The sequence below is a fragment of the Ferrovum myxofaciens genome (assembly GCF_000735045.1).
Classification (GTDB): domain Bacteria; phylum Pseudomonadota; class Gammaproteobacteria; order Burkholderiales; family Ferrovaceae; genus Ferrovum; species Ferrovum myxofaciens.
The window spans coordinates 1-24,900 of sequence record NZ_JPOQ01000013.1; the positions used below are offsets into that span (position 1 = coordinate 1).

Annotated in this window: 26 protein-coding genes; 13 read left to right on the forward strand and 13 right to left on the reverse strand. The window is 55.1% G+C overall.

Features of this window, described 5'->3' with window-relative positions:
- Window positions 1-136 precede the first annotated feature (136 nt).
- From IV91_RS0103090 to IV91_RS0103115, 6 genes are read left to right on the forward strand one after another with little or no spacing between them, the layout of a single operon-like run.
- Window positions 137-904 (forward strand): oxygen-binding di-iron domain-containing protein, encoded by a 768-nt coding sequence (locus IV91_RS0103090; protein WP_031595932.1) that lies wholly within the window; start codon window positions 137-139, stop codon window positions 902-904.
- A gap of 4 nt (window positions 905-908) precedes the next feature.
- Window positions 909-3,146 (forward strand): putative bifunctional diguanylate cyclase/phosphodiesterase, encoded by a 2,238-nt coding sequence (locus tag IV91_RS0103095; RefSeq protein WP_051861937.1) that lies wholly within the window; start codon window positions 909-911, stop codon window positions 3,144-3,146.
- Window positions 3,139-4,713, forward strand: a complete 1,575-nt coding sequence (locus IV91_RS15610; RefSeq protein WP_035417047.1) for a sensor histidine kinase — start codon at window positions 3,139-3,141, stop codon at window positions 4,711-4,713. Before IV91_RS0103095 ends, IV91_RS15610 begins: the two co-directional genes overlap by 8 nt.
- Window positions 4,710-5,165 carry a response regulator gene (locus IV91_RS0103105; RefSeq protein WP_031595937.1) on the forward strand — a complete coding sequence of 152 codons (456 nt, stop codon included), beginning with the start codon at window positions 4,710-4,712 and terminating at the stop codon, window positions 5,163-5,165. Before IV91_RS15610 ends, IV91_RS0103105 begins: the two co-directional genes overlap by 4 nt.
- A complete protein-coding gene (locus IV91_RS0103110; RefSeq protein WP_051861940.1) occupies window positions 5,162-7,255 on the forward strand; it encodes a two-component system response regulator in 2,094 nt (697 codons plus the stop codon). The genes IV91_RS0103105 and IV91_RS0103110 overlap by 4 nt, the downstream gene beginning before the upstream one ends.
- Window positions 7,252-9,321 carry a methyl-accepting chemotaxis protein gene (locus tag IV91_RS0103115; protein WP_051861942.1) on the forward strand — a complete coding sequence of 690 codons (2,070 nt, stop codon included), beginning with the start codon at window positions 7,252-7,254 and terminating at the stop codon, window positions 9,319-9,321. Before IV91_RS0103110 ends, IV91_RS0103115 begins: the two co-directional genes overlap by 4 nt.
- On the opposite strand, the gene plsY is transcribed toward IV91_RS0103115, so the two are convergent.
- From plsY to IV91_RS0103150, 7 genes are all read right to left on the reverse strand, one after another.
- The gene (plsY, locus tag IV91_RS0103120) at window positions 9,309-9,926 is read right to left on the reverse strand and encodes a glycerol-3-phosphate 1-O-acyltransferase PlsY (RefSeq protein ID WP_031595946.1); all 618 of its coding nucleotides are present in this window, start codon (window positions 9,924-9,926) and stop codon (window positions 9,309-9,311) included. The two genes, IV91_RS0103115 and plsY, sit on opposite strands and share 13 nt — an antisense overlap.
- A 3-nt stretch (window positions 9,927-9,929) precedes the next feature.
- Window positions 9,930-10,844 (reverse strand): site-specific tyrosine recombinase XerD, encoded by a 915-nt coding sequence (gene xerD, locus IV91_RS0103125; protein WP_031595947.1) that lies wholly within the window; start codon window positions 10,842-10,844, stop codon window positions 9,930-9,932.
- 27 nt (window positions 10,845-10,871) lie between these two features.
- The gene (gene rplS / locus IV91_RS0103130) at window positions 10,872-11,255 is read right to left on the reverse strand and encodes a 50S ribosomal protein L19 (RefSeq protein WP_031595948.1); all 384 of its coding nucleotides are present in this window, start codon (window positions 11,253-11,255) and stop codon (window positions 10,872-10,874) included.
- On the reverse strand, window positions 11,252-12,022 hold the full coding sequence (trmD, locus tag IV91_RS0103135; RefSeq protein ID WP_031595950.1) for a tRNA (guanosine(37)-N1)-methyltransferase TrmD: 771 nt from the start codon (window positions 12,020-12,022) through the stop codon (window positions 11,252-11,254). Before trmD ends, rplS begins: the two co-directional genes overlap by 4 nt.
- A complete protein-coding gene (gene rimM / locus IV91_RS0103140; RefSeq protein WP_200874313.1) occupies window positions 12,022-12,543 on the reverse strand; it encodes a ribosome maturation factor RimM in 522 nt (173 codons plus the stop codon). Before rimM ends, trmD begins: the two co-directional genes overlap by 1 nt.
- The gene (gene rpsP / locus IV91_RS0103145) at window positions 12,515-12,775 is read right to left on the reverse strand and encodes a 30S ribosomal protein S16 (RefSeq protein ID WP_031595953.1); all 261 of its coding nucleotides are present in this window, start codon (window positions 12,773-12,775) and stop codon (window positions 12,515-12,517) included. Before rpsP ends, rimM begins: the two co-directional genes overlap by 29 nt.
- Window positions 12,776-12,870: 95 nt before the next feature.
- Window positions 12,871-13,965, reverse strand: a complete 1,095-nt coding sequence (locus tag IV91_RS0103150) for an aromatic ring-hydroxylating oxygenase subunit alpha (protein WP_031595954.1) — start codon at window positions 13,963-13,965, stop codon at window positions 12,871-12,873.
- Between the two features lie 144 nt (window positions 13,966-14,109).
- On the opposite strand from IV91_RS0103150, the gene xseB reads away from it, so the two are divergent.
- From xseB to folE2, 4 genes are all read left to right on the forward strand, one after another.
- Window positions 14,110-14,361 carry an exodeoxyribonuclease VII small subunit gene (gene xseB, locus IV91_RS0103155; RefSeq protein WP_197456334.1) on the forward strand — a complete coding sequence of 84 codons (252 nt, stop codon included), beginning with the start codon at window positions 14,110-14,112 and terminating at the stop codon, window positions 14,359-14,361.
- Complete coding sequence (locus IV91_RS0103160) at window positions 14,358-15,260, forward strand: polyprenyl synthetase family protein (protein WP_031595958.1); 903 nt, start codon at window positions 14,358-14,360, stop codon at window positions 15,258-15,260. The genes xseB and IV91_RS0103160 overlap by 4 nt, the downstream gene beginning before the upstream one ends.
- Window positions 15,261-15,266: 6 nt before the next feature.
- The gene (gene dxs, locus IV91_RS0103165) at window positions 15,267-17,153 is read left to right on the forward strand and encodes a 1-deoxy-D-xylulose-5-phosphate synthase (protein ID WP_150112358.1); all 1,887 of its coding nucleotides are present in this window, start codon (window positions 15,267-15,269) and stop codon (window positions 17,151-17,153) included.
- Between the two features lie 83 nt (window positions 17,154-17,236).
- Window positions 17,237-18,070, forward strand: coding sequence for a GTP cyclohydrolase FolE2 (gene folE2 / locus IV91_RS0103170; RefSeq protein ID WP_035417050.1), 834 nt, complete (start codon window positions 17,237-17,239; stop codon window positions 18,068-18,070).
- Here the strand turns inward: folE2 and IV91_RS0103175 are convergent.
- Window positions 18,027-19,697 (reverse strand): glutamine--tRNA ligase/YqeY domain fusion protein, encoded by a 1,671-nt coding sequence (locus IV91_RS0103175; protein ID WP_031595962.1) that lies wholly within the window; start codon window positions 19,695-19,697, stop codon window positions 18,027-18,029. The two genes, folE2 and IV91_RS0103175, sit on opposite strands and share 44 nt — an antisense overlap.
- 76 nt (window positions 19,698-19,773) lie before the next feature.
- On the opposite strand from IV91_RS0103175, the gene IV91_RS0103180 reads away from it, so the two are divergent.
- Both IV91_RS0103180 and IV91_RS0103185 read left to right on the forward strand, forming a co-directional pair.
- A complete protein-coding gene (locus tag IV91_RS0103180) occupies window positions 19,774-20,631 on the forward strand; it encodes a biotin--[acetyl-CoA-carboxylase] ligase (protein WP_051861943.1) in 858 nt (285 codons plus the stop codon).
- Between the two features lies 1 nt (window position 20,632).
- Window positions 20,633-21,382, forward strand: coding sequence for a type III pantothenate kinase (locus IV91_RS0103185; protein ID WP_051861944.1), 750 nt, complete (start codon window positions 20,633-20,635; stop codon window positions 21,380-21,382).
- Here the strand turns inward: IV91_RS0103185 and IV91_RS0103190 are convergent.
- The 4 genes from IV91_RS0103190 to rsmI are packed head-to-tail and all read right to left on the reverse strand — an operon-like array spanning window position 21,359 to window position 24,073.
- Entirely contained in the window at window positions 21,359-21,841 is a 483-nt protein-coding gene (locus tag IV91_RS0103190) for an adenylyltransferase/cytidyltransferase family protein (protein WP_031595965.1), read from the reverse strand. The genes IV91_RS0103185 and IV91_RS0103190 overlap by 24 nt on opposite strands.
- Window positions 21,842-21,845: 4 nt before the next feature.
- Window positions 21,846-22,541 (reverse strand): BON domain-containing protein, encoded by a 696-nt coding sequence (locus IV91_RS0103195; RefSeq protein ID WP_062187533.1) that lies wholly within the window; start codon window positions 22,539-22,541, stop codon window positions 21,846-21,848.
- Window positions 22,538-23,131 carry a phosphoheptose isomerase gene (locus tag IV91_RS0103200; RefSeq protein ID WP_031595968.1) on the reverse strand — a complete coding sequence of 198 codons (594 nt, stop codon included), beginning with the start codon at window positions 23,129-23,131 and terminating at the stop codon, window positions 22,538-22,540. Before IV91_RS0103200 ends, IV91_RS0103195 begins: the two co-directional genes overlap by 4 nt.
- Before the next feature lie 45 nt (window positions 23,132-23,176).
- A complete protein-coding gene (rsmI, locus tag IV91_RS0103205; protein WP_051861948.1) occupies window positions 23,177-24,073 on the reverse strand; it encodes a 16S rRNA (cytidine(1402)-2'-O)-methyltransferase in 897 nt (298 codons plus the stop codon).
- Between rsmI and IV91_RS0103210 the strand changes: the two genes are divergently transcribed.
- Window positions 24,072-24,434: a YraN family protein gene (locus IV91_RS0103210; RefSeq protein ID WP_031595971.1), complete on the forward strand. Its 363-nt coding sequence runs from the start codon at window positions 24,072-24,074 to the stop codon at window positions 24,432-24,434. The two genes, rsmI and IV91_RS0103210, sit on opposite strands and share 2 nt — an antisense overlap.
- Here IV91_RS0103210 and IV91_RS0103215 read toward each other — a convergent pair.
- Window positions 24,415-24,900, reverse strand: coding sequence for a YajQ family cyclic di-GMP-binding protein (locus IV91_RS0103215; protein WP_031595977.1), 486 nt, complete (start codon window positions 24,898-24,900; stop codon window positions 24,415-24,417). The two genes, IV91_RS0103210 and IV91_RS0103215, sit on opposite strands and share 20 nt — an antisense overlap.

Sequence of the window (24,900 nt, forward strand, 5' to 3'; positions counted from 1 at the left end):
AAACACTGAAATATCAACGCGTAACGAACGCAGCAACACGCTGCCCACTTTGTGCAAACCCGTCATGATATCAATTTGATTCCACTGCATAATTCTAACTTCGCCGCATTTATATGGATACCCCACAAATATATTCATGCGCAACATTACGCTTCATCGTTCCAGCACTCATAAATTCATTCTGTTAAATGAAAGCGAACCGGGGGATGAGGGAGGGATTCGTTCCAATCAGTACCTGATCATGGAAGGGGGTGCGGCGGTCCTGTTGGATCCGGGAGGGTTCGGCGTAATGCCTCGCGTATTGGCCGAACTGCTGCGCCATACTTCCCCCGACAATCTAAAGGCCATCATGCTTTCCCACCAGGATCCCGACATCGTCGGCGGCATCTCCACATGGCTTGAACTGACTCATGCACCGGTGTATGTTTCCCGGATCTGGTTACGCTTTCTGCCCCACTATGGCATCAAAACCATGGAACGTTTCATCGGTGTCCCCGATGAGGGAATGGCCTGTACCTTGGCCCCGGGTTTTGACCTTCATCTCCTTCCCGCGCATTTTCTGCACTCCGAAGGACAGATCAATGTCTACGACCCGGTCTCCAGGATTCTTTTTTCTGGCGACATTGGAGCCGCCATGCTCCCTGACGACCTGGATTACCCCTTTGTGGACGATTTTTCCCGACACTTGCCCTATATTGAATGGTTCCACCGGCGCTACATGTGCGGCAATCGGGCCGCCCGGTTCTGGGTGGATATGGTCTCCAAACTGGATATCGAAATGATTGCCCCGCAGCACGGACCCATTTATCGCGGTCAGTCGGTCAAGGACTTCCTGTCGTGGTTCAGGGAACTGGAATGTGGCATCGACTTGATGACCGCTCCAGGCATATTCCGATCGGCCTGAATTGATGAAAAACTCAGAACCCCCCACAGAAGAACCCACCGTCGATCTGGAAAGGACGCGACTGTATGTGGTCGAACGAATTGCTTCCCTACTGGAGAGTCAGGTCCGCTCCCAACTCTTCACCGAGAACATTGGCGAACTGGTCAAAAGCGTTCACCAGGAACTCTCCGAACACCTGGACCATACCCTCTCTCTGGTGGATAAATTCAACCTGGAGGATGAAGACCGGTCTTGTCTTTCCGAACGGCTTCTGTCCAGTCGTTCACGCTACGACAGGCTGGAACGGACTCTGGAAATCCTGTTCAAGGAACGCCAGCGCCAATGGTCGCAAAACATTGCTCTTTTGCAACAAATAGCACTGGAATTCAACCATACCATAGAAGGCTTTAAAAATTCGCTGGTGGAAAAGGACCTGCTGGAACGACAAAGCAAAATCCTCGAAACCATCATGCTTTCCCATGAGAAAGTAACCCAATGGAAAGCCTTCGTTCAGGAGATACTCTCTGGCTTTCACACCATTTTTCCCTTTAATTTCTTCTTCATTGCCTTTGTGGAAGAAAAAGGATTGTCGCTTTTTCTGTACTACCTGGGTGATTATTCTGATGAAATAAAGGCCATGGCCAAGACCCAGTTGGTGGGCGAGGTGCTCGAACAACTGAAACTGCCCAAAGATGCGCCTCTGGACATAGAAGAATTTCACATCAGCACCAGCGAGTCCATTCACCTGCATCTGGATCACAAGGTGGAAATGGTCACGGTGCCCGTCCCGGATCTGGAAATGTCCAAACTGGACGGGATATTGGGGTTGGCCTTCGGCTCCTCCAAAAAATTGTCGGCACAGGAAGCCAGCGTCATTCGTTCCACCCTCGCGGTCATGGTCATGGTGGTGGGGGCCAGCAAAACCCTGAGCCGTACCCTGTCTGAACTCGAATATTATTCCACCCATGATCCCTTGACCGGATTACACAACCGTCGTTATTTTCAGGAACTGCTCAGTTATGAAGAGGGCCGTTCCGAACGCCACCGCCATAACTTTTGCGTGTTGATGCTGGATCTGGACGATTTCAAGGATGTCAACGACACCTACGGACATCCCTGCGGTGACAGCGTGCTGATACAGGTCGCAGAAATCATCGTTCATTCCATGCGCAAAGGAGATATTGCCACGCGCATCGGCGGAGATGAATTTGCCATCATCCTGACGGAAACAAACAAGGAAGGCGGCATTGCCGTGGCCGAGAAGTTGCGTCTCGGACTTCGGGAACTGTGCTTCCTCAGCCCGGATGGAAAGGAGTTTCACATCACCACCTCCATCGGCATCGTCACTTTCCCGGAGGATGGAGACAAGGTAGCCGACCTGATGACCGGAGTGGATGTAGGGCTGTACCGTGCCAAGCAAATGGGAAAAGACGGGGTGGGCACCATCCGTTCTTCCGGTGAATTACAGGCGGGCCGCACCATCCGCGACAACGCCGAAAAACTGCGTCAGGCTCTCAAGAGCCATCGCATCATCCCCTATTATCAACCCATGTTCGACCTGAAAACCGGCGAAGTCGTGGCTTTTGAAACCCTGGCACGGATGAAGGAACTCAACGGGGATACCATTTCTGCGGGAATGTTCATAGAAACCATTGAAAAGTACGGACTGGGCCGAGAACTGGATCGCATCATCCTGGAAAACGCCTTCTCTGCCCTGCATGTACTCAAGGAAAAAGGACTGCCCCTGCCGCGCCTGTTTCTGAATCTTTCTGCCCAGGAAATTCAGGGTCGGGGGATTCTTGGCTTTGCCGAACAACTCTGCCGCGAGTTGTCCCTTTCACCCAATCTCATCGTATTTGAAATCCTGGAAAGAGATGCCATTGGTGACATGACCAATATGCGTAAATTTCTGACCAACTTGCGGGATAAAGGGTTTTCCTTTGCCCTGGATGATTTTGGCAGTGGTTATAATTCCTTTCATTACCTGCGGGAACTCCATTTCGATTTTGTCAAACTCGACGGAGCCTTCGTCAGAAACATTCTCAACTCAAAAATCGACTATATTCTGATCAAGAACCTCAACCATCTGTGTCAGGAATTGGGCATTTTAACCGTGGCCGAGTTTGTGGAATCCCATGAAGTCCTCATGGCACTGGCGGGCATGGGAATCAATTATGCCCAGGGATTTTACCTTGGGCTCCCTGCCTCGCAAATGACTCCGCTCCCTGATAACCTCATTATCCCGGAGACAAAACTTGAGTGACCCTCTGACCCCTCTCATCGAGCCCAGCGAACTGGCTTCGAGAAAGACTTTTATCGGGCTGGAAGAAAGCGATTTTCTCCTGCTCCAGGCTTCCTTGCCAAAAGACAAGGAAGTCTTGGCGGAGATTGCCCAGACGCTCAACATCCACCTCGCCCAACTGGATGAAACCCGCCTCTATTTCAGTGACCCCGAAGTGGCGCAGCGCTTGCAACAGGCACAGGTGGACTATTTTCATAGTCTGTTCACGGGGCCCCACGATGCGTCCTTCTTCCAGAAACGCTTTCTCGTGGGCCAACGACATCATCAAATCGGTCTGAAACCCGAGTGGTACATTGGGGCCTTTTGTCACTACCTCGTGGGGATTCTCCGCCATATTCATGAGGAGCACCCCACCGATGCGCTGGAACGAACCTTATCCCTTGTCAAAATCGCCTTATTTGACATCAGTTTGACCACTGAGGCTTATTTTCGCGCCGAACACGAACAACTCACCCTTCTTTCCAAGGTTTTTCAGGACAATATCGAAGGCGTGGTCATTACCGATTCCGAGGGCACCATTCAACATGCCAACAAGATGTCCGGACGACTGATTGGCATTCCCCCTAACCTTTTGATTGGCACTGCCTTCACGGAACTGATGGCCATGCCTGCAGCCTCACCTTCCTTCGCGGATCTATGCAGCAACGCCCTCGAACAGGAACAATGGCAGGGGGAGGTGGAATTGAACCGGGTCGGAACCCCAGCCTTTCCGGCCAAAGTGACCATCATGGGCATGGATGCCTCCCGGCCGGACCTTCGGCAATGGGTCGTCGAATTTACCGATATCACGGAAGCCAGGCGCAACCAGGCTGACCTCGCCGCAAGGACAGAGGAATTATTCCGGTCCAACCGGGATCTCGAACAATTTGCCTATATTGCCTCCCATGATCTGCAAGAGCCTCTACGCATGGTGGCCAGTTACACCCAGTTGCTGGCGCGGCGCTATCAAGGAAAACTTGACGCAGATGCCGATGAATTCATTCACTATGCCGTGGATGGTGCCGAGCGCATGCAGCAACTGATCAATGATCTTCTCACCTTTTCCAGAATTGGTACCCAAGGAAGCCAGCATAAGCTGGTGGATATCCAGCTCATTCTGAATCGCGCCCTCTTCAATCTGAAAAGCACCATGGAAGACACCCAGTCCCTGGTCACCCATGGTCCCCTCCCCGAAGTTCATGGCGATACAACCCAACTGGTGCAGTTATTCCAGAATTTGATCGGCAATGCCATCAAATTCCACAGCCAGGACTCTCCCCGAATTCACATCGAGGTCCTGGAACGGGAACAGGATTGGTTGTTTTCCGTGCTGGATAATGGCATCGGAATTGCCCCGGAGTATGCGCAACAGGTTTTCTCGATCTTCCAACGACTGCATAGCCGCAAGGAATACCCTGGTACGGGTATTGGTCTGGCACTGTGCAAAAAGATCGTGGAACGTCATCACGGAAAGATATGGGTCGAACCGGCACAGAAGGGCTCCGGTTCTTTGTTTCAATTCACGTTGATCAAGGAGCACACAAAATGAGCGGACCGATGGGGCGACCAGCCGAGTTTCTGCTGGTGGAAGACAATCCGGGGGACGTGCGACTGACTAAAGAAGCTCTCGCAGAGAGCAAACTCTACAATAACCTGAACGTCGTCCCTGACGGTCTGGAAGCCTTGCGTTTTCTGCGCCAGGAAGCGCCTTATGAAAATGCGCCCCGTCCCGATGTTATTCTTCTCGATCTCAACCTGCCCAAAATCGATGGACGGGAGGTATTGGCCACCATCAAATCCACGCCGGAGTTCAAACGTATCCCCGTCGTCGTCATTTCTTCCTCTGAAGCAGAGGCCGACATCCTCCGATCCTATGACCTGCATGTGAACTGCTATGTCACCAAGCCAGTCAATCTCGATCAATTCATCAAAGTCGTTCAATCCATCGAATCCTTCTGGCTAACCATCGTCAAACTTCCACAAATTTTACCGGAATCATGAAACTCCTTCTGGTCGAAGACAATCCTGGAGATGCCAGGTTATTCAACCTGATGCTGCTGGGTGAGAGTCCGCCCATCGAACTGATTCATTGTGAATCCTTGAACGGTGCCTTGATGATCATCGAGGAATCCCGTGTCACGTCTTCTCCCTTTGATGCCATACTTCTGGATCTGTCGCTGCCGGATAGCCAAGGGGTGGAAACCTTCCACCGCATCCATGAAGTTGCGCCCGATATTCCCATCGTCATTCTGACAGCACTCAATGACAAAATCGTGGCTTCCCGACTGGCTTCACTGGGGGCACAGGATTATCTCGTCAAGGGATTCGTTGAAGCCGACCTGATGATCCGCTCGCTTCACTATGCGATCGAACGGAAGAAAACCGAAGTGGGCCTGAAAATGGTCTCGAAAGTCTTCGAATGTATGCTGGAAGGCATCGTCATGGTGGACAGTGATCTATTGATCACCCATGTCAACCAGGCTTTTATCAACATCATGGGCTATCAGGCTGAGGAGGTCATCGGACGCCCGGTACAGATGCTCCTGTCTGAGCGACAGGAAAATACGTTCTCCATGCTTTGGAACATATTGACCACCCAGGGGTCATGGCAGGGAGAGGTCTGGCAACGACGTAAATCGGGAGAGATCTTTCCCTCTCACTTGAGCGCCAGTGAAGTGACCCGCTCCAAACGGGAGTCTTCCCGGTTTGTCATCGTTTTTTCCGACATTTCGGACATCAAATTGTCCGAGAAAAGACTTCATTATCTGGCCCATCATGATCCGCTCACGGGTCTGCCCAATCGTCTCTTTCTCAATGACCGCCTGGAACAGGCCATCCTCCACGGAAAACGCCAGAAAACCGGCGTAACGGTCATGTTCATCGACATCGATCATTTCAAACAGATCAATGACTCCATGGGTCATGCCGCCGGTGACCAACTCCTTAGAACCACTGCCGAACGACTGGTCACGTCCATCCGTGAAACAGATACGGTTGCCCGTCTGGGAGGCGATGAATTTGCCATCATTCTCACCGATATCCACCTGACCAGTGATCTCGAAACCCTCGCCAAAAAGATTCTGGATACGGTTTCCCAACCGGTCTTCCTTCAGGAATTGGGGCTGGTAAACTTATCCGTCAGCATTGGCATCGCTTCTCACCGTGCCGAACTGTCCGCAGACGAGTTACTGGAGAAGGCGGATACCGCCATGTATGTGGCAAAAAAGTCCGGCAGAAATCAATTTCGCTTCTTCAGTCCACATCTGGATTCCACCGATATCCAAGCCAGTAAAATCGAAGCGGAAACCCTTCAAGCATTGGACTACCAGGAATATTCCTTGAGTTACCAACCTCAGTTTGACCTATCCTCCGGGAAGGTCATCGGGGTTGAAGCATTACTCCGCTGGCAGCATCCCCAGCACGGTTTGTTACAGGCCTCGGATTTCATTTCTTCCCTGGAAGATTCGGGATTGATCATTCCCCTGGGCGAATGGATCCTCACCACGGCCTGCCAGGAGTGGAAATCCTGGTGTGCACGGGGCCAAGACCCCATCAAACTGGCCATCAATCTGACGTACAAGCAGTTCAATCATGACGGTTTTTTGGTCATGGTGGAAAAGGTCCTGCGCCAAACCGGTATGGAACCCTGTTGGCTGGAGTTTGAACTGGCACGGCACATCTTTACGGAAAACCGCAGTCGTCATTTTACGGTGATTCAGTCGCTCAAGAACCTGGGGATTCGTATCGCCATCAACGGATTCGACTCAGGGATTTCTTCGCTCAACACCCTCCACCAACTAAAAATCGACACCCTCAAGGTGGATCGTTCTCTTTTGACCGATCTCGGTCATAGCAAAGGGAATGCACTTTACACCCGACTCATCCTGTCTCTAGCCCAGAGTTTCGATTTGAAAAGTGTGGCAGAAGGCGTGGAAAACGCACAACAACTCACCTTTCTGTCCGATCACCATTGCACTGAAGTCCAAGGATTTCTATTGTCCCATCCACTGGTGGCTGAAGATCTTTTTCGCCTGATTGAAAAACAGAACAAAGACTCTCATCTGCCCTCCAATCCTGAAAATTCCCCATGAAAATCAATCTACCGGTCACGCAAATTGAAGTACCCTTTCCCCCTGGCACACGTATCGTTTCAAAAACCGATCTCAAGGGAATCATCACGTATGTGAACGAAGGTTTCGTGAACATCAGTGGGTTTTCGCGCGACGAATTGATTGGCAAAAGCCACAATCTCGTGCGCCATCCCGATATGCCGCCCCAGGCCTTCCAGTGGTTTTGGGATACCCTGAAACAAGGACTGCCCTGGCGAGGCATCGTCAAAAACCGATGTAAAAACGGAGACCATTACTGGGTTAATGCACTGGTGGTTCCCGTACTCAATAAGGGAAAAATCGCCGGTTACATGTCTGTCCGGCGCATGGCTACCCCCACTCAAATTCAGCAAGCAAAGGACCTTTATGAAAAGTTGGCGCTTACCGATGCGCCCATCGTTTCAAAGTTTGAACGTTATAAGTTCAAAAACTTTTCGCTTCAAACCAAAATCCAGTTGGTCATTCAATGCACCTTGCTGATCGTTTTTACTGCAGCCCAACTTTGGATTTCCCACGACTTCAGAGATGAAATGATTTTGTCGGCGCAGGAACGGGCCATCGGAATTTCAAACTCGCTCATCGATGGAGCCAACATGCTCATGGAAACCGGCACCATTGCGGACATCGACAATCGAAAATTACTGCTCAAGAAAATCGCCTCCACCGGGCATATCACCGCCTTGCACCTGATACGCGCCCCTCAGGTGGTACAACAATTCGGCCCGGGTCTTCCAGAAGAACACATCCGCGACACCACAGAACAACAGGCCATAGACAACAAAACCAATTTCTTTTCGCTCACTAAAAATGCCGAAGGAATTCCTCTTTATCGAGCAGTCATTCCCTATATCGTCAGCCACAATTTTCATGGAACGGATTGTCTCCTGTGTCATCTGGTACAAGTGGGCAGTGTGAATGGAGCCGCCGATATCGTGCTGGACCTGAGCGACGACTTCAGCCGGTTGCACGGGTTACAGTTCAAGTTGCTCGCCGGACAAATTGCCTTGCAACTCTTTCTTTTGCTGTTCATTGGCCGATGCATCACGACGTTTGTTAAACGTCCCCTCAAGGAGGCCATGTCCCAATTCGAACAACTCATGGAAGGAGACCTCGACCCGCCCATTGATATCTCCGGCCGTGATGAAATGGGCCACCTGCTCTGCAAACTTCAAACGATGCAGGCCTATGTTCAGGTCATGCTTGACGAAATGGAACTCTCTGTCTCCTTCATTGTGGTCCGGAGCAATAATCTTCATGCTCAGGTACTCAGTGTTGCTTCCCATTCAAAGGAACAGCAGGGACATATCCAGCGGATCGTGGATACCATGAAGGAATTCAGCCAATCCGTGTCATCGGTGGCCCATGCAGCGGCGGATTCCGCCACTGCGGCCAATCATTCTCTGGTCATTGTGAATCAGAACAGTACCCGTATCACCCAAAGTGTGGAATTTACTGCGCACGTCGTGGAGACGGTTCAGTCCTCCAGCAAAGCCATTGGGGAACTTCAAACGGCGATCCAGGAAATCGGTAGTGTTACCCAGGTGATCAATGAAATTGCCGAACAGACCAACTTGCTGGCTCTCAACGCTGCCATCGAGGCCGCACGGGCAGGAGAACAGGGGCGGGGGTTCGCCGTCGTTGCCGACGAAGTCAGAAAACTAGCCGAACGCACCCGCAAAAGCACCACGGACATCACCCGGATGGTGAATAACATTCAACTGATCACCAGCACGGCGGTCACCTCCATGAATCAGGCGGTGTCAGAAGTCGAGCAGGAAATTCTGCATACCAAGGAAAACGAGAAAGGCCTGAAAACAATCCTGGCAATCAGTCAAGAGGTCACGGAAAAGGCCAATGACATCGCTAAAACGGCCCATGAGCAATCCATGGCTGGGGATGAAGTCACTCAACGCCTGGCACAAATCTCGGACCTGGTTACCCATAACTCCACCGTTGCCGACGAAGCCAAACAAGCTTCCGAGGAATTGCTGACCACTTCACGGGAACTGAAAACCATGGTACAGCACTTCGAGGTTCATTCCCTTTGACGAAAAATGGTTTCCTGCCCCGCCAGAAGTTTGCGAATATTGGCGTGGTGATGCAGCAGCAAAATCACGGCCAGAAGAAATACGGTCCCTCGCAGAAGCCAGGTCTGTAAAAAAAACAGACCAAAGAAGGGGGTTGCCAGGGAGGTACACAGGGCCGACAGGGAAGAAATACGGGTTACCGCCATGACGGACAGCCAGACCACCAGGGAGCACAGCCCCATCAAGGGATTGAGCGCCAATAAAATACCCAGGGCCGTGGCCACACCCTTGCCCCCCTTGAACCTGAAAAAGACAGGATACCCATGGCCCAGGAAAACGGCAATCGCCACTAATGCCACAGCCCCCTCTGCTATCCCCAAGGGTACGAGGACATGAATCGCCAGCCACACCGCCAGCCACCCCTTGACCGCATCTCCCAGGAGTACAATGGCTGCCCCCAGACGACTGCCTCCCCGCAGCATGTTGGTGGCACCAGGGTTTTTGGAACCGAAGGAGCGCGGATCCGGCAGTTTCATGACCTGACTGACCAATACGGCAAAGGATACGGACCCCATCAGATAGGCGCCTAATGTGATAAGGAACAGGACAAGTGGGTCTGAGGTCATGAATTATCCTCGGGGATGATGACGGGCATGTAATTGACGCAAACGTTCACGGGCTACATGGGTATAGATTTGGGTGGTGGAAATGTCGGCATGGCCGAGCAGAAGTTGAACGACCCGTAAATCAGCGCCATGATTCACCAGATGGGTTGCAAAAGCATGCCGAAGGGTATGGGGAGAAAGCGGCGTGATAATTCCCGCACCACGGGCATGCTGTTTGATACGATACCAAAAAGCCTGGCGCGTCATGGATTCTCGTCGGTGAGTCACAAACAGGGCACGATGAGGTTGGCCTGCCAGCAAAGTGGGACGAGCATCCTTGAGATAGCGCTCGATCCACTCCCTGGCCTGTTCTCCCAAAGGAACCAGACGCTCCTTGCCCCCTTTGCCCTGTACCCGCACCACGCCTTCGATCAACCCCAGATGCGCCAAGGGCAAGTTCACCAACTCACTGACTCGCAGACCACTGGCGTAGAGCACTTCAAGCATGGCGCGATCACGCAATCCCAAAGGTGTCTCCACGGAAGGAACGTCCAACAGACTTTCCACTTCCGCTTCGGAAAGAGCAAGGGGAAGCCCCCGTTGAATGCGCGGAGATTCCAGACGAAGCGAAGGGTCTCCAGACATCTCTTCCGTGCGTACAGCAAACCGGTAGAAACGTCGGACGCTGGACAGGGCGCGAGCCGCACTGGTACTGGAAAATTTCCGTTCCCGGAAAAGATACGCCAACCACCCTTGCAACTGAAGTTCTGACACCTCATAGGGGGAAACCGCCCCGTATTGGGACGCTAACCAGCCTGCCAGGAGGATCAGATCCCGCCGATAACTGTCCAGGGTGTTGCGGGCGAGGCCCTCTTCCAGCCAAAGACTGTCGCAAAACCTTTCCAGAGCCTGCGCCCAGTCTTCTCCCACCGCAAACACGTCTTTCCTCCTCCCGAGGAGGAAACCTTAAAGAGGCTTGGCCGCTGTTTTGATGCGGTTGGGCAATTTTTCGCGAATGCGGGCCGACTTACCGGAACGATCGCGCAAATAATACAGTTTGGCCCGTCGCACATCACCCCGGCGCTTCACTTCGATGCTGGTGATGGAAGGGGACCAGGTCTGAAAGGTCCGTTCTACCCCTTCACCGGAGGAAACCTTGCGCACGGTGAAAGCCGAGTTCAGGCCACGATTACGCTTGGCAATGACCACACCTTCAAAGGCCTGAACCCGTTTACGTTCGCCTTCCACCACCGCCACGCTGACTACCACGGTGTCGCCCGGCGCAAAATCCGGGATGGTTTTGCTCAAGCGGGCCATTTCTTCCTGTTCAAGTTGTTCGATGATATTCATGAGTTGCTTCCTTTGGCCTCAAGGGCCATTTTGTACTCTTTCAAGAGTTTTTCATCATCCCCGGAAAGCGGTTGGCGAGCCAACATATCCGGGCGTTTTTTCCAGGTGCATCCAAGGGACTGCATCCTGCGCCAGCGTTGGATGTGGGCATGATTGCCCGACATCAACACGGACGGTACTGCCATTCCTTCATAGAGTTCCGGACGGGTATAGTGCGGCGCTTCCAGCAACCCCTGCACGAAAGATTCCACCCCCACGGACTCCTGATTACCCAGGGTTCCAGGCAACTGCCGGATCACCGCATCCATCAAGATCATGGCGGGCAATTCCCCCCCCGACAACACATAATCCCCCAAGGAGATTTCTTCATCCACCGCGCAGTCAATGACGCGCTGGTCGATGCCTTCATACCTTCCCGCCAGCAGGATCAATCCTTCCCGCCGGGTCAACTCCATCACTCGCCCATGATCAAGGGGCTTCCCCTGGGGCGACAGATACACCACATAAGGCTCAACCCCCAATTCCCGTTGCCGGGTACGGGCAGCATTCAACGCCTTCAGCAGGGGATCGGGCAACATCACCATCCCCGGCCCCCCACCGTAGGGACGATCATCCACCGTATGATAGTTATCCGTGGTAAAGACACGGGGATTCCATGGGGTGAAGGACCAGATTCCCTGCTCCAAAGCACGCCGGGTCACTCCATGCTGGGTCAGCGCTGAAAACATTTCCGGAAACAGCGTGACCACGTCAAAGACATAGGTCATCAGTAATCCAGTCCCCAGTCCACATGTATCACACCCTCAGCCAGACGCACTTCCTGCAACAGGGGGGAAACAAAGGGTATGAGCCGTTCCCTCTCGCCTGAACGCACCACCAAAACTGGATGAGCTCCTGTTTCCAGCAATTCCTTGACTATTCCCAAGGTTTCACCCGCGCCATTTAGCACGGACATCCCCACCAGATCGGACCAATAAAACTCCCCCGGCTCCAAGGCGGGCAATTCCCTGTGGGGGACAACCACCTCGAAACCACGCAAAAGTTCTGCCTGGGAACGGTCCGTCACCCCCTCCAGAGAGGCAACCAACCCCCCGCCCTGCACCTGCCAATCCACCAGTCTATATCGCTGATACTGCCCTTCTTTTCCCAACCCCCACTCGGCATAGTGGGACAAACTGTCCAGCGACTCACTGTAGGTATGGACGCGCACCCAGCCCTTCACCCCAAAGGGGGTGCCGATACGCCCCATCACCACCCATTCAGGCAGCGACAGTTTGCGCTCCGACACGTTTGACCAACTTTGCCACCGCGTCAGAAACCTGTGCTCCACGCTCCTGCCAAAAGGTTACACGTGCCAGATCGAGACGCAGAGAATCGGCGGCTCCTGCAACGCTCAGCGGGTTATAAAAACCCAACCGCTCGATAAAACGACCATCGCGCCGATTACGGGAATCGGCCACGACCACATTGTAGAAAGGACGATTACGGGCACCGCCACGGGACAAACGGATCACAACCATGTTTACCTGTTCCTGTCAGAGTGGCACGCGGGAACACCCCTCGTACCGAAAAGTCTTTGATTATAAGCCAATCCAGGCTGAAGACACAAGGGGCATCATCCCAACAGACGATGCAAAAACTCGTGGAAATGCAACATGCCATCTTCCATGGGGGATTGGTAAGGCCCCCCTTCCTCGCGACCACGTACAGCCAAGGCACGGCGGCCCCGATCCATACGCTCGCAAATCTCGTCATCTTCCCGGGCGGTTTCGAAGTAAGCCTGCTGTTGGGCTTCCACGAATTCACGCTCGAACAGAATGATTTCTTCCGGATAGTAAAACTCCACCACATTGGTACATTGGTGCGGGCCCGCAGGCCACACCGTACTGACCACCAGGACATGGGGGTACCATTCCACCATGATGTTGGGATAAATAACCATCCAGATCGCCCCGTTAAGGGGTTCCCGCTCACCACTGTAGCGTCGGACCACCTCGTGCCACTGCTGATAAATAGGCGACCCGGCTTTTCTCAAATGGTCCTTCAATCCCACAGTCTGCACACTGTAACCCGCCCCAAATTCCCACCGCAGGTCGTCACAATTCACAAACCCGGACAGCCCCGGATGAAAGGGCACCACATGGTAATCCTCGAGATAAACTTCGATGAAGGTTTTCCAGTTGAAGTGATGCTGAAAGGTCTTGATCGAATCCAGTTGATATCCGGAAAAATCCAGATCACGGGCTGCCCGGCACTGTGCCAACTCCTGCAGAACCGATTCTCCGCCCTCAAAGAGTAGTCCATTCCAGCGCAACAGTTGGGAACGTTCCAGATCCAGACAAGGCTGATTGGCAAAATGGGGAGCGCCCGCCAAACGACCACTCAGATCATAGGTCCAGCGATGAAGTGGGCACACGATGTTCTTGGCGTGTCCGCGCCCCTGCAGCATGATGGCCTGACGATGGCGACAAACGTTGGACAACAAGGCCACCGAGTGACCATCATTCACCAGAACCTGTCCATGATCGCGCCACGGCAGGGAAAAATAATCGCCTGCACCGGCCACCATGAGTTCGTGACCCACATACTGGGGGGATTTCAGAAACAAACCTTCTCGCTCCACCGGTTCGAAGGTGGGGTCGGTGTACCAGCGCAATGGTAAATGAGGCAACGCACTGGAGAATTGCGACATGGATCCCAAACTACTCATGTCCACAGCCTCTCAAGTAAAGCGCAAAGAATGCAGGTTGTATGATGTCAGAATCGCCTTGGCGACCTGACGGACAAAAGGGAGATTATACCCTGAAACCCCACAAGAGGGGCACCGATCAGTTAGAATAAAGCGTTTCGGGGGATGAATGCCCTCTTCTTCGAGATCACTGCCATGACCGAACCCGCCGCGCCAGAAAGTTATGAAAGCGCCTTGAAGGAACTGGAAGGTCAATTGAGCCGTCTGGAAAACGACCCGCTGACTCTGGAAGAAGCGCTGACCACTTACCAGCGGGGTACTTTCTTGTTGAATTACTGCCAGAGCCGTCTTGCCGAGGCAGAACAACGCATTCAGGTACTGGAGGGAGAAAAATTGCAGGATTATCGTATCTCATGACCCTATCCCCCGATTTTTTTGCCTGGATGACGGAACAGCGGGCTGCCATGGAATTTTTTCTGGACCGGCAATTACCTGCCCCCAATGTAACCCCCACTCGTTTACACCAGGCCATGCGTCACGCCACCCTGGGCGGAGGGAAACGCATCCGTGCCCTGCTGGCCCTGGCGGCGGGAGAATTGGTCGACGCGCCGCGTGCGCGCCTGCTCTGTGTGGCAGGCAGCCTGGAATTGATTCATACCTACTCCCTGATTCATGACGATCTGCCCTGTATGGATAACGATGTCCTGCGTCGGGGCAAACCTACCTGTCATATCCAGTTTGGAGAAGCCATCGCATTGCTGGCAGGAGATGCGCTGCAATCCCTGGCATTTCAATGGTTGTCAGAGGAGTCGGAGGACCCGCTCCAGTCCGGCCAAATCCCTCTGGTTCATTTGCTGGCCGTCGCCAGTGGTTCACGGGGCATGGCAGGAGGTCAGGCCATCGACCTGGAGAGCACCACCACCCCCCTTCCTTTGCCCGAACTGGAGATCATGCACCTCAAAAAAACAGGTGCCCTGATCCGTGCCGCCATCCTGATGGGCGCCCACTGCGGGTCCGCTCCTCTGAAGGCCGCCGATCTGCAACATCTGACCCACTTCGCCAATCGGGTGGGACTACTGTTTCAAATCGTCGACGATATTCTGGATGCCACCATGGATACCTCCACCCTGGGAAAAACCGCAGGCAAGGACGATGCGCACCAAAAAGCCACCTACGTCACCCTCCTGGGACTGGGCCCTGCCCGCCAACGGGCAGAAGAACTGGAGCAGGAAGCGCTGCTCACCCTGGCTCGTTTGCCTCTGGCCACCCAACGTCTGGAAGACTTGACGCGCTTCATGAACGCACGTCATCATTGAATGCCCATGTCCAATTTCACCCCGCCCACCCTCGACCAGATCCATTCCCCCGCCGACCTGCGTTGTCTCGAGCGTCGTGCACTTCCCTATCTGGCCACAGAACTGCGCCAATTCATCCTGCACAGCGTGGCCCGCACCGGAGGTCATTTATCGAGCAATCTGGGCACCGTGGAACTGGCCCTGGCCTTGCATTATGTGTTCGATACCCCCCGTGATCGTCTGGTCTGGGATGTGGGACATCAAACCTATGCCCACAAGATCCTGACCGGACGTCGCGCCGGCATGGCACACCTGCGCATGAAAGACGGTCTGTCGGGTTTCCCCAAACGCAGCGAAAGCGAATACGATGCCTTTGGCACCGCTCACTCCAGCACCTCCATCAGCGCGGCTCTGGGCATGGCCACGGCTTTCCACCGTGCGGGCAAAAGGGAACGGGCCATTGCCGTCATCGGCGATGGCGCCCTGACGGGAGGCATGGCCTTCGAAGCCATGAACAATGCCAAGAACACGGGCGCTAATCTGGTGGTCGTCCTCAATGACAACGACATGTCCATTTCCCCTCCGGTGGGGGCTTTGCAACATCATCTGGCCCGTATCCTGTCTGGACACCTGTACAATTCGATGCGTCGGGGCAGCGAAAAGGTCCTGGGGGTAGCCCCCCCCATTCTGGAGTTTGCAAAACGCTGGGAAGAGCATATGAAGGGGATGATGACCCCGCCCGCCACTCTGTTCGAGGAATTCGGCTTCAACTATATCGGCCCCATTGACGGTCACGATCTGGATATTCTGGTTTCCACCCTGACCAATGTACGCAAACTGGAAGGCCCTCAATTTCTCCATGTGGTGACGCGCAAGGGCAAAGGCTATCCTCCCGCCGAGGAAGACCCGATTCGATACCACGGAGTCACGCCTTTTGATCCCGATCAGGGCATTCAACCCAAAGTCAGTTCAGCACCCAGTTACACGGACATCTTTGGCCAATGGCTGTGCGACATGGCAGCGACGGATGCCCGCCTGATCGGAATCACCCCTGCCATGTGCGAAGGCTCCGGCCTCACCCATTTTGCCCAGCAGTATCCCGAACGTTATTTCGATGTGGGTATTGCCGAGCAACATGCCCTGACTTTTGCGGCCGGGTTGGCTTGTGAAGGCATGAAACCCGTGATCGCCATTTATTCCACTTTCCTGCAACGGGCCTATGACCAACTGATTCACGACATCGCCCTGCAGAATCTGCCCGTGGTTCTGGCCATTGACCGGGCTGGCCTGGTGGGCGCGGATGGTGCAACCCATGCCGGTCAGTTTGATCTGACTTACCTGCGCCCCCTGCCCAACCTGACGATCATGGCCCCCAGTGATGAAAACGAATGTCGCCAGATGCTGAGTACCGCCTTTGCTCTGGAGGGTCCCAGTGCCGTGCGCTATCCGCGCGGACGTGGGCCGGGAACCCCCGTTGACCCCTCTCTCTCGACCCTGACCATCGGGAAGGCCGAAGTGCGACAACGGGGAAAAAGCGTCGTTCTACTCGCCTTTGGGAGCATGCTCGCGCCCGCACTGGAAGCCGGACAACGCCTCCAGGCCACCGTGGTCAACATGCGGTTCGTCAAGCCACTGGACGAAGCGCTGATCCTGGAAATGGCCCTTACCCATGATTTGGTTGTCACCGTGGAAGAAAACGCTCTGATGGGCGGGGCAGGAAGCGCGGTGGGGGAATGCCTGGCCCACCATCAGATCTCCGTGCCCCTGCTTCATCTGGGACTTCCCGATCATTTCATCGATCAGGGCGAAGTCTGTCAATTATGGCAAGACTGCGGCCTGGATGCGCCTGGACTGGAACGTCAAATACGGGCGCGCCTGCAGTCTCTGACTCATCCGAACCGCGCCCTTGGTTAAGCAAGCCGGGAACTCCCGAAAGTTTTTCCACTCCCACCCTCTGTCCTTATGCTTTCTCATTCCCCCTGACCTACGGAGTTTCCATGAACGCCTTTGATCCTGACCTCATTCCTGACATCCAGTCCACTCCGGATACCCGCGAAATCGCCATTGACCGTGTGGGCATCAAGGGTATCCGCCATCCGGTGAAAGTGTCGGACCGTGCGCTGGGAGACGTGCAACACACCATCGCCACGTTCAACATGTACGTCCACCTGCCCAAGCATTTCAAAGGAACCCACATGTCTCGCTTTGTGGAGATTCTCAATCGCGAGGAACGGGAAATTTCGGTGGAATCCTTCGGCAAAATTCTTCAGGACATGGTTCAGCGCCTGGAAGCACCCGCTGGTTTGATCGAAATGAGTTTCCCCTACTTTGTCAGCAAGGCCGCCCCGGTTTCCGGCGTAAAATCTCTCATCGACTATGAAGTCACCTTCATCGGTGAATTAACCGCAGGAAAATTTTCCTTCGCCATGAAGGTTGTGATTCCCGTCACCAGTCTTTGCCCCTGTTCCAAGGAAATTTCCGCCTATGGGGCTCATAACCAGCGTTCCCACGTCACGATCACGGCGCACACCCAAACCTTCGTGTGGATCGAGGAAATCATTCGGATTGCGGAAGAATCTGCGTCCTGCGAACTGTTTGGATTGCTCAAACGGGCCGATGAAAAATGGGTCACGGAACGGGCCTACGACAACCCGAAATTCGTGGAGGACATGGTGCGGGACGTTGCCCGCAAGTTGGATGAGGATCCCCGCATCGACGCTTATGTGGTGGAATCAGAAAACTTCGAGTCCATTCACAACCATTCGGCCTACGCCCTGATCGAACGGATCAAGAACGCACCCACGCATCCCGCAGGGTCACTGCACGATTGAAAACGCGCTGCCCAGGACCGGAGTCCCGAATATCCTGCACGAAGTAGCCCAGGCGTTCAAACTGAAAAACCTGGGTACTTTCCTCCTCCATCAAGGTGGTTTCCACCCGTACCTGCAATTCTTCCATGGAGTGGGGATTGAGCAGGGTCCGGTAATCCTGTGCCGCCGCCGGATTGGGATCCATGAACAGGCGCTCGTATAACCGGACGGTGGCTTCCCCGGAATGGGTTTGAGAAAGCCAGTGGATATTGCCCTTGACCTTGACCCGATCGGCGCCCGCCGTACCACTGCGCGTTTCCATATCGCAGGTTGCATGAACTACCGTCACTTCCCCCGTCACCGGGTCGGTTTCAAACCCGGTACAGGTGATGACGTAAGCATAACGCAAACGCACCGATTTGCCCGGCGCCAGACGGAAAAACCCTTTGACGGGTTCCACCATGAAATCGTCCCGTTCAATAAACAACTCGCGGGTCAGGGGCAGGAACCGTTCCCCCCACCCGGCGTGTTGGGGATGGTTGGGGGCAGTACATTGCTCGACCGATGCCGCAGGAAAGTTGTCCAGTACCAGACGCAGGGGACGCAGGACGGCCACCCGACGGGGCGCATGCTCGTTAAGATCACTGCGCAGACAATCCTCCAGCACGCTGTAGTCGATAACGCTGTCCGCCTTGGAAATACCGATACGCTCGCAGAACAGACGGATGGCGGCAGGCGTGTAACCACGCCGGCGCAACCCTACCAAAGTGGGCATCCGGGGGTCATCCCAACCACTGACCCGGCCTTCCTCCACCAATTCGAGCAATTTACGTTTGCTCATCAGAGTGTGACTCAAGTTGAGGCGAGAGAATTCGTACTGATGGGGTTGTCCAGGGACCGGGGTGTTGGCCACCACCCAGTCGTACAGCGGACGGTGATCCTCGAACTCAAGGGTGCAGAGGGAATGGGTGATCCGTTCCTCGGCATCGGAAATGGCATGGGCATAGTCGTACATGGGGTAAATACACCAGGTCGAACCCGTACGCCAATGAGGTACATGGCGGATCCGGTAGAGGGCCGGGTCACGCAGATTGAGATTGGGAGAAGCCATGTCGATGCGCGCGCGCAAAAGATAGCGTCCATCGGGAAATTCTCCGGCACGCATGCGCCGGAACAGATCCAGATTTTCTGCAACCGGGCGATCCCGCCAAGGACTGGGGCGTCCCGCTTCAGTCAGAGAACCCCGGAAAGCGCGAATCTCTTCCGCCGACAACTCGTCCACATAGGCTTTTCCTGCCTCGATCAACCCTTCGGCATAGCGATAGCACCGGTCAAAGTAATCCGATGCGTAATAGAGGTGATCACCCCACTGAAATCCCAGCCAGCGGACCGTGTCCAGAATGGACTGGACGTATTCCATCTCTTCCTTGGCCGGGTTGGTATCGTCGAAACGCAGATGGCAGACTCCCCCAAAATCCCGCGCCAACCCGAAGTTGAGGCAGATGGACTTGGCATGACCAATATGCAGGTAACCATTGGGTTCCGGTGGAAAACGGGTTGCCAAGCGCCCACCGGTACGCCCGGCGGACAAATCCTCAGTAACCAGATTACGAATGAAATTCGTGGGAGTAACAGTGGGTTCGCTCATTCCATGATGATAACCGGGTACCCACTCAAGATCAACCCATTGACAAGCGCCCTGCTTCTTGTCCAGACTCGAAGGCATGACTGTGTATCCTACCTCCCTTCTGCCCCCCCTCTTTCCGACCCTCGTGCCTCTGGAGCCTTTCCTCGACGAGTCTGCCTTGCAGCAAGAGTTTCGGGACCTGCCCTCCGTGCCGGTGCTTTGGCAAGTGCAGTCCATCGACTCCACCAACCGGTGTCTGCTGGAATGGGCCCCCCAGGGGCTTCCCCAACACTTTTGTCTGGTGGCCCGTCAACAAAGCGCCGGACGGGGGCGGCGAGGTCGCGCCTGGATTTCTGATGCCGAAGGTTCCCTGACTTTTTCTCTATGGTGGATTTTCGACCGCTCCCTTCAGGAATTGAGCGGTTTGCCTCTGGCAGTTTCACTGGGGATGGTGGAGGCACTCCATTCCCTGGGAATGACCAGCGTGGGGGTGAAATGGCCCAATGACCTGTGGCGTGAAGGTCGCAAGGTGGCGGGCGTGCTGGTGGAAACCACCCGTCTTTCCAGCGGACAGGTGGGTGCCGTTATTGGGATTGGTCTCAACATCGCCCTTCCTTCCAGCCTTCAGGATACCTGCGTCCTTTCCTTGAATGACCTGAGGGATGAAGCGGGCCAGGCCCCCGCCCGCGCCACGGTCCTCGGACGTCTCCTGAATACCTTGATTCCCCTGCTGGAATCCTTTGCCCAGTCAGGATTTGCTCCCTTTGCAGAAACCTGGATGACCCATTGTGTGCACCGCAACCAGCAAGTGACCCTGCTTCATCCCAATCAGACCCGCAGTCAGGGAGAATGTGTCGGTCTCAGCTCCCTGGGGGGCCTGATCCTGCGTGATCCGGCGGGTGAACCGCACACCTACCACGGGGGCGAACTGTCCCTGCGTTTGGAGGCTCCCTGACATGTGGTTGTACCTCGATCTGGGTAACAGCCAACTGAAATGGGGGCTGCGTCAAGGAGGCCTCTGGATTCAACGGGGTCGTCTGCCGTTGACGCATCTGGACCAACTTCCCATGGAGTGGCACACCTTTCCGCCCCTGCACGCAGCACACGGGGTTTCCGTCGCCCACCCGGATCTGCGAGCCCAAGTGGAAAGCGCCTGCCAGGATTTGGGACTGTCTCCCTGCTGGCATTCCAGCAAACTTTCCGAAGGGGGGGTTCGCAATGGGTATGACCACCCTGCCCAACTGGGTCCGGATCGCTGGATGGCCCTGCAGGGGGCCTGGCATCTCCAGCACCAGGCCGCCTTGGTGGTGATGGCAGGAACAGCCACCACGCTGGACAGTCTGGATGAAAAGGGAAATTTTTTGGGGGGGATGATCCTGCCCGGACTGACCCTCATGCGCCATAGCCTCCACCAAGGCACAGCGCACCTTCCGGCCATAGAGCAAGAAGGGACCCACACCCTGCAAGCCCGTTCCACCCAGGATGCCATCCAGAGCGGAGCCTGGGCGGCTACCCTCGGCGCACTCAAACTGGCCAGGGATGCGCTCAGTCAAAAGGGGTCTCGGGTTCCCGTGTTCTTGGGCGGAGGACATCATGCCGAACTCAGTCCGTACCTGGAGGGTCCCCTCCATGTCTACCCGGAATTGGTTCTGGAAGGCTTGGCCCTGCTCCTGGAAGAAAGATCAGGCGCGAATCTGACGCAATAGCGCCGTGGTGGAACGTTCATGTTCGAAGGGAATGGAGAGCACCCTTCCCCCCCGCGCAAGCACGGACGGTGCCCCCACGATAGCTGCCTCCGGCCAGTCCCCCCCCTTCACCAGGACTTCGGGCTGACACTCCAGAATACGGGTCAGAGGGGTATCTTCTTCGAACCAGGTCACCAGACTCACACATTCCAGAGCAGCCACCAGTGCCAATCGATCGGCCAGGGCATTGATGGGGCGATCAACGCCTTTGCCCAGACGACGCACGGAAGCATCGCTATTCAGAGCCACCACCAAAGCGGCACCCTGCGCCCGCGCCCGCGCCAGATAAGTCACATGTCCGCGATGCAGGATGTCGAAGACCCCATTGGTGAACACCAGGGGACGGGGTATTCCCTCCAAACGCGCCTGCCAACTTTCAGGAGCGACGATTTTCTGTTCGAAGGAAGGAGCGTCCTGCACCGGCTCAGGGGGATACCGGTTGGGTCGTGGCAGGCAGTCCCTCCTCCACAGGCGCTGGAGCCTGAACGGGAGCAGGCGGTCCATTCTCGGCCTTGACCGCCGAGGTGGCTTCATTGGCTGGCGTGGCTGTGGAATATTCAAAGACCTTGACGACTTTCTTGACTCCGCTGGTCGTACTGGCCAACTTGGCCGCGGCGTCTCCTTCTCCCTGCGTCACCAGCCCCATCAGATAGACCACTTCACCGCTACTGGTCACACTCACCTGCAGCGGCGAGAATTTACTCCCATTGTCGGTAATGAAGCGGGTATTGACCTTGGTGGTCAGATAGGCATCCTCTGCCCGCTGAGCCAGGGAACTGGGCGGTCCGATCCGGATGTCGTCGATGACCTGCCGCACGTTCGTCAACTTGTGGGCCATGGCGTCCACATTACTCCGCGTCGCTTCATCCGGTACCTGCCCGGTCAACAACAGGTTGCGATTGAAACTGGAAGCGTTGACATTAACATCGCTGCCATATTTTCTTGAAATGACTTCCGACATGTGCAACTGAATATCTTCATCATCCAATTCAGCCCCCGTGGTACGTCGATCCTGCGCCACCAGTCCGGTTCCCACCGCCCCCGTTGCCATCAGGGGCACACACCCCTGGGTCATAGGCAATACGCCCAGCATCAGCCATAGAGACCAATTTTTTCTCATTCATCCGCTCCTACCAGAATACAATCGATGGCATCGCATAAACAATGCAACACCAGAATATGAACTTCCTGAATCCGTGCCGTGTTTTGAGCCTCCACCGAAAGGTGGACATCATCCCCCGTCAGCAACTCGGCTAATTTTCCGCCCCCTTTGCCCGTCAGCGCCACCACCACCATGTCACGCTCATGGGCTGCCCGCACGGCCTCGAGAATATTGGGGGACTGCCCGCTGGTGGAAATGGCCAGCAGAATATCTCCCCTCTGCCCCAGGGCATGCACCTGCTTGGAAAACACCTTGTCGAACTGATAATCATTGGCGATGGAAGTCAGGGTCGAAGCATCTGTGGTCAGCGCAATCGCCGCCAGAGGGGGGCGTTCCACTTCGAAGCGGTTGAGCAACTCGGCGGAAAAATGCTGCGCATCCGCCGCCGACCCCCCATTCCCACAAACCAGAATCTTGCCCTCTGCCAACAGGCACTGCACCATCCGCTCCGCTGCCATGGCAATCGGAGCGGCCAGCACTTGCGCCAGCGTCATCTTCAGTTGGGCACTTTCCTGAAAGTGCCGATTCATACGTGCAATCAGATCCATCGGGCCATTGTAAACCATATCCCCGGTGCAGGTGAACCCCCCGCTTCAGGGCCCTTTGAGACGCAGCGCCTCGGCATAGAGCTGGTTGCGGGGCAACCCCGTGGCCTCTCCCATTAATTGCACAGCTTCCTTGACGGGCAAACGGGTCAATAAAACCGCCAACCAGCGTTCCTGAGAAGGTTCCAGCGCCGTAGCAGCCTGAACGACCACGGGAGCCGGTTCGATGGCCAGCACGAATTCCCCGCGCTGCTGGTTGGGGTCAGCCTGTACCCACAGAACGGCTTCCTCGAGCGTGGAACGGTGCAGGGTTTCGAAGCGCTTGGTCAACTCACGCCCCAGAGTCACCCGGCGGGCACCGCCCCATTCCTGGGCCAATACCGTCAAAGTAGCCAGAATACGGTGCGGTGCCTCATAAAAAACGACCACGGCATCCAGGTTCCCCAGGGATTGGATTTGACGTTGACGTTCGCCTTTCTTGGCCGGCAAAAATCCATGAAAATAAAACTGGGGGCAGGTCATCCCTGCCACCGACAGCAAAGTCGTCACTGCACTGACCCCAGGAATCGGCACCACCTTCCCGCCGGCATTCAGGACTTCATCCACCACCCGCGCACCGGGATCACTGATGGCGGGGGTTCCCGCATCGGAAATCAGGGCTACCGAGTGCCCTTCCTGCAATTTTCGGATCAGAAGTTGCGCTTTTTCACGTTCATTATGCTGATGCAGGGATATCAGGGGAGCCATAATACCGAAGTGATCCAGCAGGGGACGGGAGGTGCGGGTATCCTCCGCCGCAATCAGATCCACTTTGCGCAATACCTCGATGGCGCGCAGGGTCAAATCACCCAAATTGCCAATGGGGGTCGCCACCACATAAAGCGTGCCCTCTGATCCGGGAAGTGCAGAAGCGTGCAGGGGAATATGCGTCAAGGAACTCTCCATGAACCAGAAAGGTAGTGCAGCAGAAGAATGGGCCGCCCAGTTTCTGCAACGTCAGGGACTGACCCTCATCGCCCGCAATTACCACTGTCGATTCGGTGAAATCGACGCCATTGCGCGGGACGATACCACTCTGATTTTTATAGAAGTGCGCTGGCGGCGGCGGGCCAGTTCCCTTCTACTCGAAAGCATCGACCTCCGTAAACAGCGATGCTGGCGGCTGACCGCACAACACTATCTGGCGCACCACGGTTTTTCGGCACACTGTCGCTTCGATGTCCTGTTTCTGGAAGGCCACCACTGCCATCTACTGCATTGGCTCCAGAATGTAGGCCTGGACTCCGTCAGTCGCGGAAATTATTGAACTGCAGGGGAACCTCCAGATCACTGGCGCGTATCAAGGCGATGGCATCCTGCAAAATATCGCGCTTGGCCCCGCTGACCCGCACCGTGTCTCCCTGCAAACTTCCCTGCACCTTGAGTTTACTGTCCTTGAGCAACTTGACGATCTTCTTGCCCAATTCGGTTTCCACCCCCACCTTCACCGTCACAACTTGCTTGACCTTGCCACCGCCAATGGTTTCTTCCTTGCCAAAATCCAGGGTGCGGATATCGATGCCCCGCTTGACCAACCTGGGGCGCAAAATTTCCTTGACCTGTTCCAACTTGAACGGATCGTCGGCGTAGATCGTCAGTTCATACTCGCTTTGTTCCACCCGAGCATCCGATCCCTTGAAATCAAAGCGCGTCCCCACTTCCCGATTGACCTGTTCCACCGCATTGCGGACTTCCTGCTTGTCTACTTCGGAAACGATATCAAAAGAAGGCAT

Bases quoted from the DNA above. Each gene is read 5' to 3' on its own strand.
- IV91_RS0103090 (WP_031595932.1), top strand. From the start codon at position 137: ATGCGCAACATTACGCTTCATCGTTCCAGCACTCATAAATTCATTCTG.
- IV91_RS0103095 (WP_051861937.1), top strand. From the start codon at position 909: ATGAAAAACTCAGAACCCCCCACAGAAGAACCCACCGTCGATCTGGAA.
- IV91_RS0103105 (WP_031595937.1), top strand. From the start codon at position 4,710: ATGAGCGGACCGATGGGGCGACCAGCCGAGTTTCTGCTGGTGGAAGAC.
- IV91_RS0103110 (WP_051861940.1), top strand. From the start codon at position 5,162: ATGAAACTCCTTCTGGTCGAAGACAATCCTGGAGATGCCAGGTTATTC.
- IV91_RS0103115 (WP_051861942.1), top strand. From the start codon at position 7,252: ATGAAAATCAATCTACCGGTCACGCAAATTGAAGTACCCTTTCCCCCT.
- plsY (WP_031595946.1), bottom strand. From the start codon at position 9,926: ATGACCTCAGACCCACTTGTCCTGTTCCTTATCACATTAGGCGCCTAT.
- rplS (WP_031595948.1), bottom strand. From the start codon at position 11,255: ATGAATATCATCGAACAACTTGAACAGGAAGAAATGGCCCGCTTGAGC.
- trmD (WP_031595950.1), bottom strand. From the start codon at position 12,022: ATGACCTATGTCTTTGACGTGGTCACGCTGTTTCCGGAAATGTTTTCA.
- rpsP (WP_031595953.1), bottom strand. From the start codon at position 12,775: ATGGTTGTGATCCGTTTGTCCCGTGGCGGTGCCCGTAATCGTCCTTTC.
- IV91_RS0103150 (WP_031595954.1), bottom strand. From the start codon at position 13,965: ATGAGTAGTTTGGGATCCATGTCGCAATTCTCCAGTGCGTTGCCTCAT.
- xseB (WP_197456334.1), top strand. From the start codon at position 14,110: ATGAATGCCCTCTTCTTCGAGATCACTGCCATGACCGAACCCGCCGCG.
- IV91_RS0103160 (WP_031595958.1), top strand. From the start codon at position 14,358: ATGACCCTATCCCCCGATTTTTTTGCCTGGATGACGGAACAGCGGGCT.
- dxs (WP_150112358.1), top strand. From the start codon at position 15,267: ATGTCCAATTTCACCCCGCCCACCCTCGACCAGATCCATTCCCCCGCC.
- folE2 (WP_035417050.1), top strand. From the start codon at position 17,237: ATGAACGCCTTTGATCCTGACCTCATTCCTGACATCCAGTCCACTCCG.
- IV91_RS0103175 (WP_031595962.1), bottom strand. From the start codon at position 19,697: ATGAGCGAACCCACTGTTACTCCCACGAATTTCATTCGTAATCTGGTT.
- IV91_RS0103180 (WP_051861943.1), top strand. From the start codon at position 19,774: ATGACTGTGTATCCTACCTCCCTTCTGCCCCCCCTCTTTCCGACCCTC.
- IV91_RS0103185 (WP_051861944.1), top strand. From the start codon at position 20,633: ATGTGGTTGTACCTCGATCTGGGTAACAGCCAACTGAAATGGGGGCTG.
- IV91_RS0103195 (WP_062187533.1), bottom strand. From the start codon at position 22,541: ATGAGAAAAAATTGGTCTCTATGGCTGATGCTGGGCGTATTGCCTATG.
- IV91_RS0103200 (WP_031595968.1), bottom strand. From the start codon at position 23,131: ATGGATCTGATTGCACGTATGAATCGGCACTTTCAGGAAAGTGCCCAA.
- IV91_RS0103210 (WP_031595971.1), top strand. From the start codon at position 24,072: ATGAACCAGAAAGGTAGTGCAGCAGAAGAATGGGCCGCCCAGTTTCTG.
- rsmI (WP_051861948.1), bottom strand. From the start codon at position 24,073: ATGGAGAGTTCCTTGACGCATATTCCCCTGCACGCTTCTGCACTTCCC.
- IV91_RS0103215 (WP_031595977.1), bottom strand. From the start codon at position 24,900: ATGCCTTCTTTTGATATCGTTTCCGAAGTAGACAAGCAGGAAGTCCGC.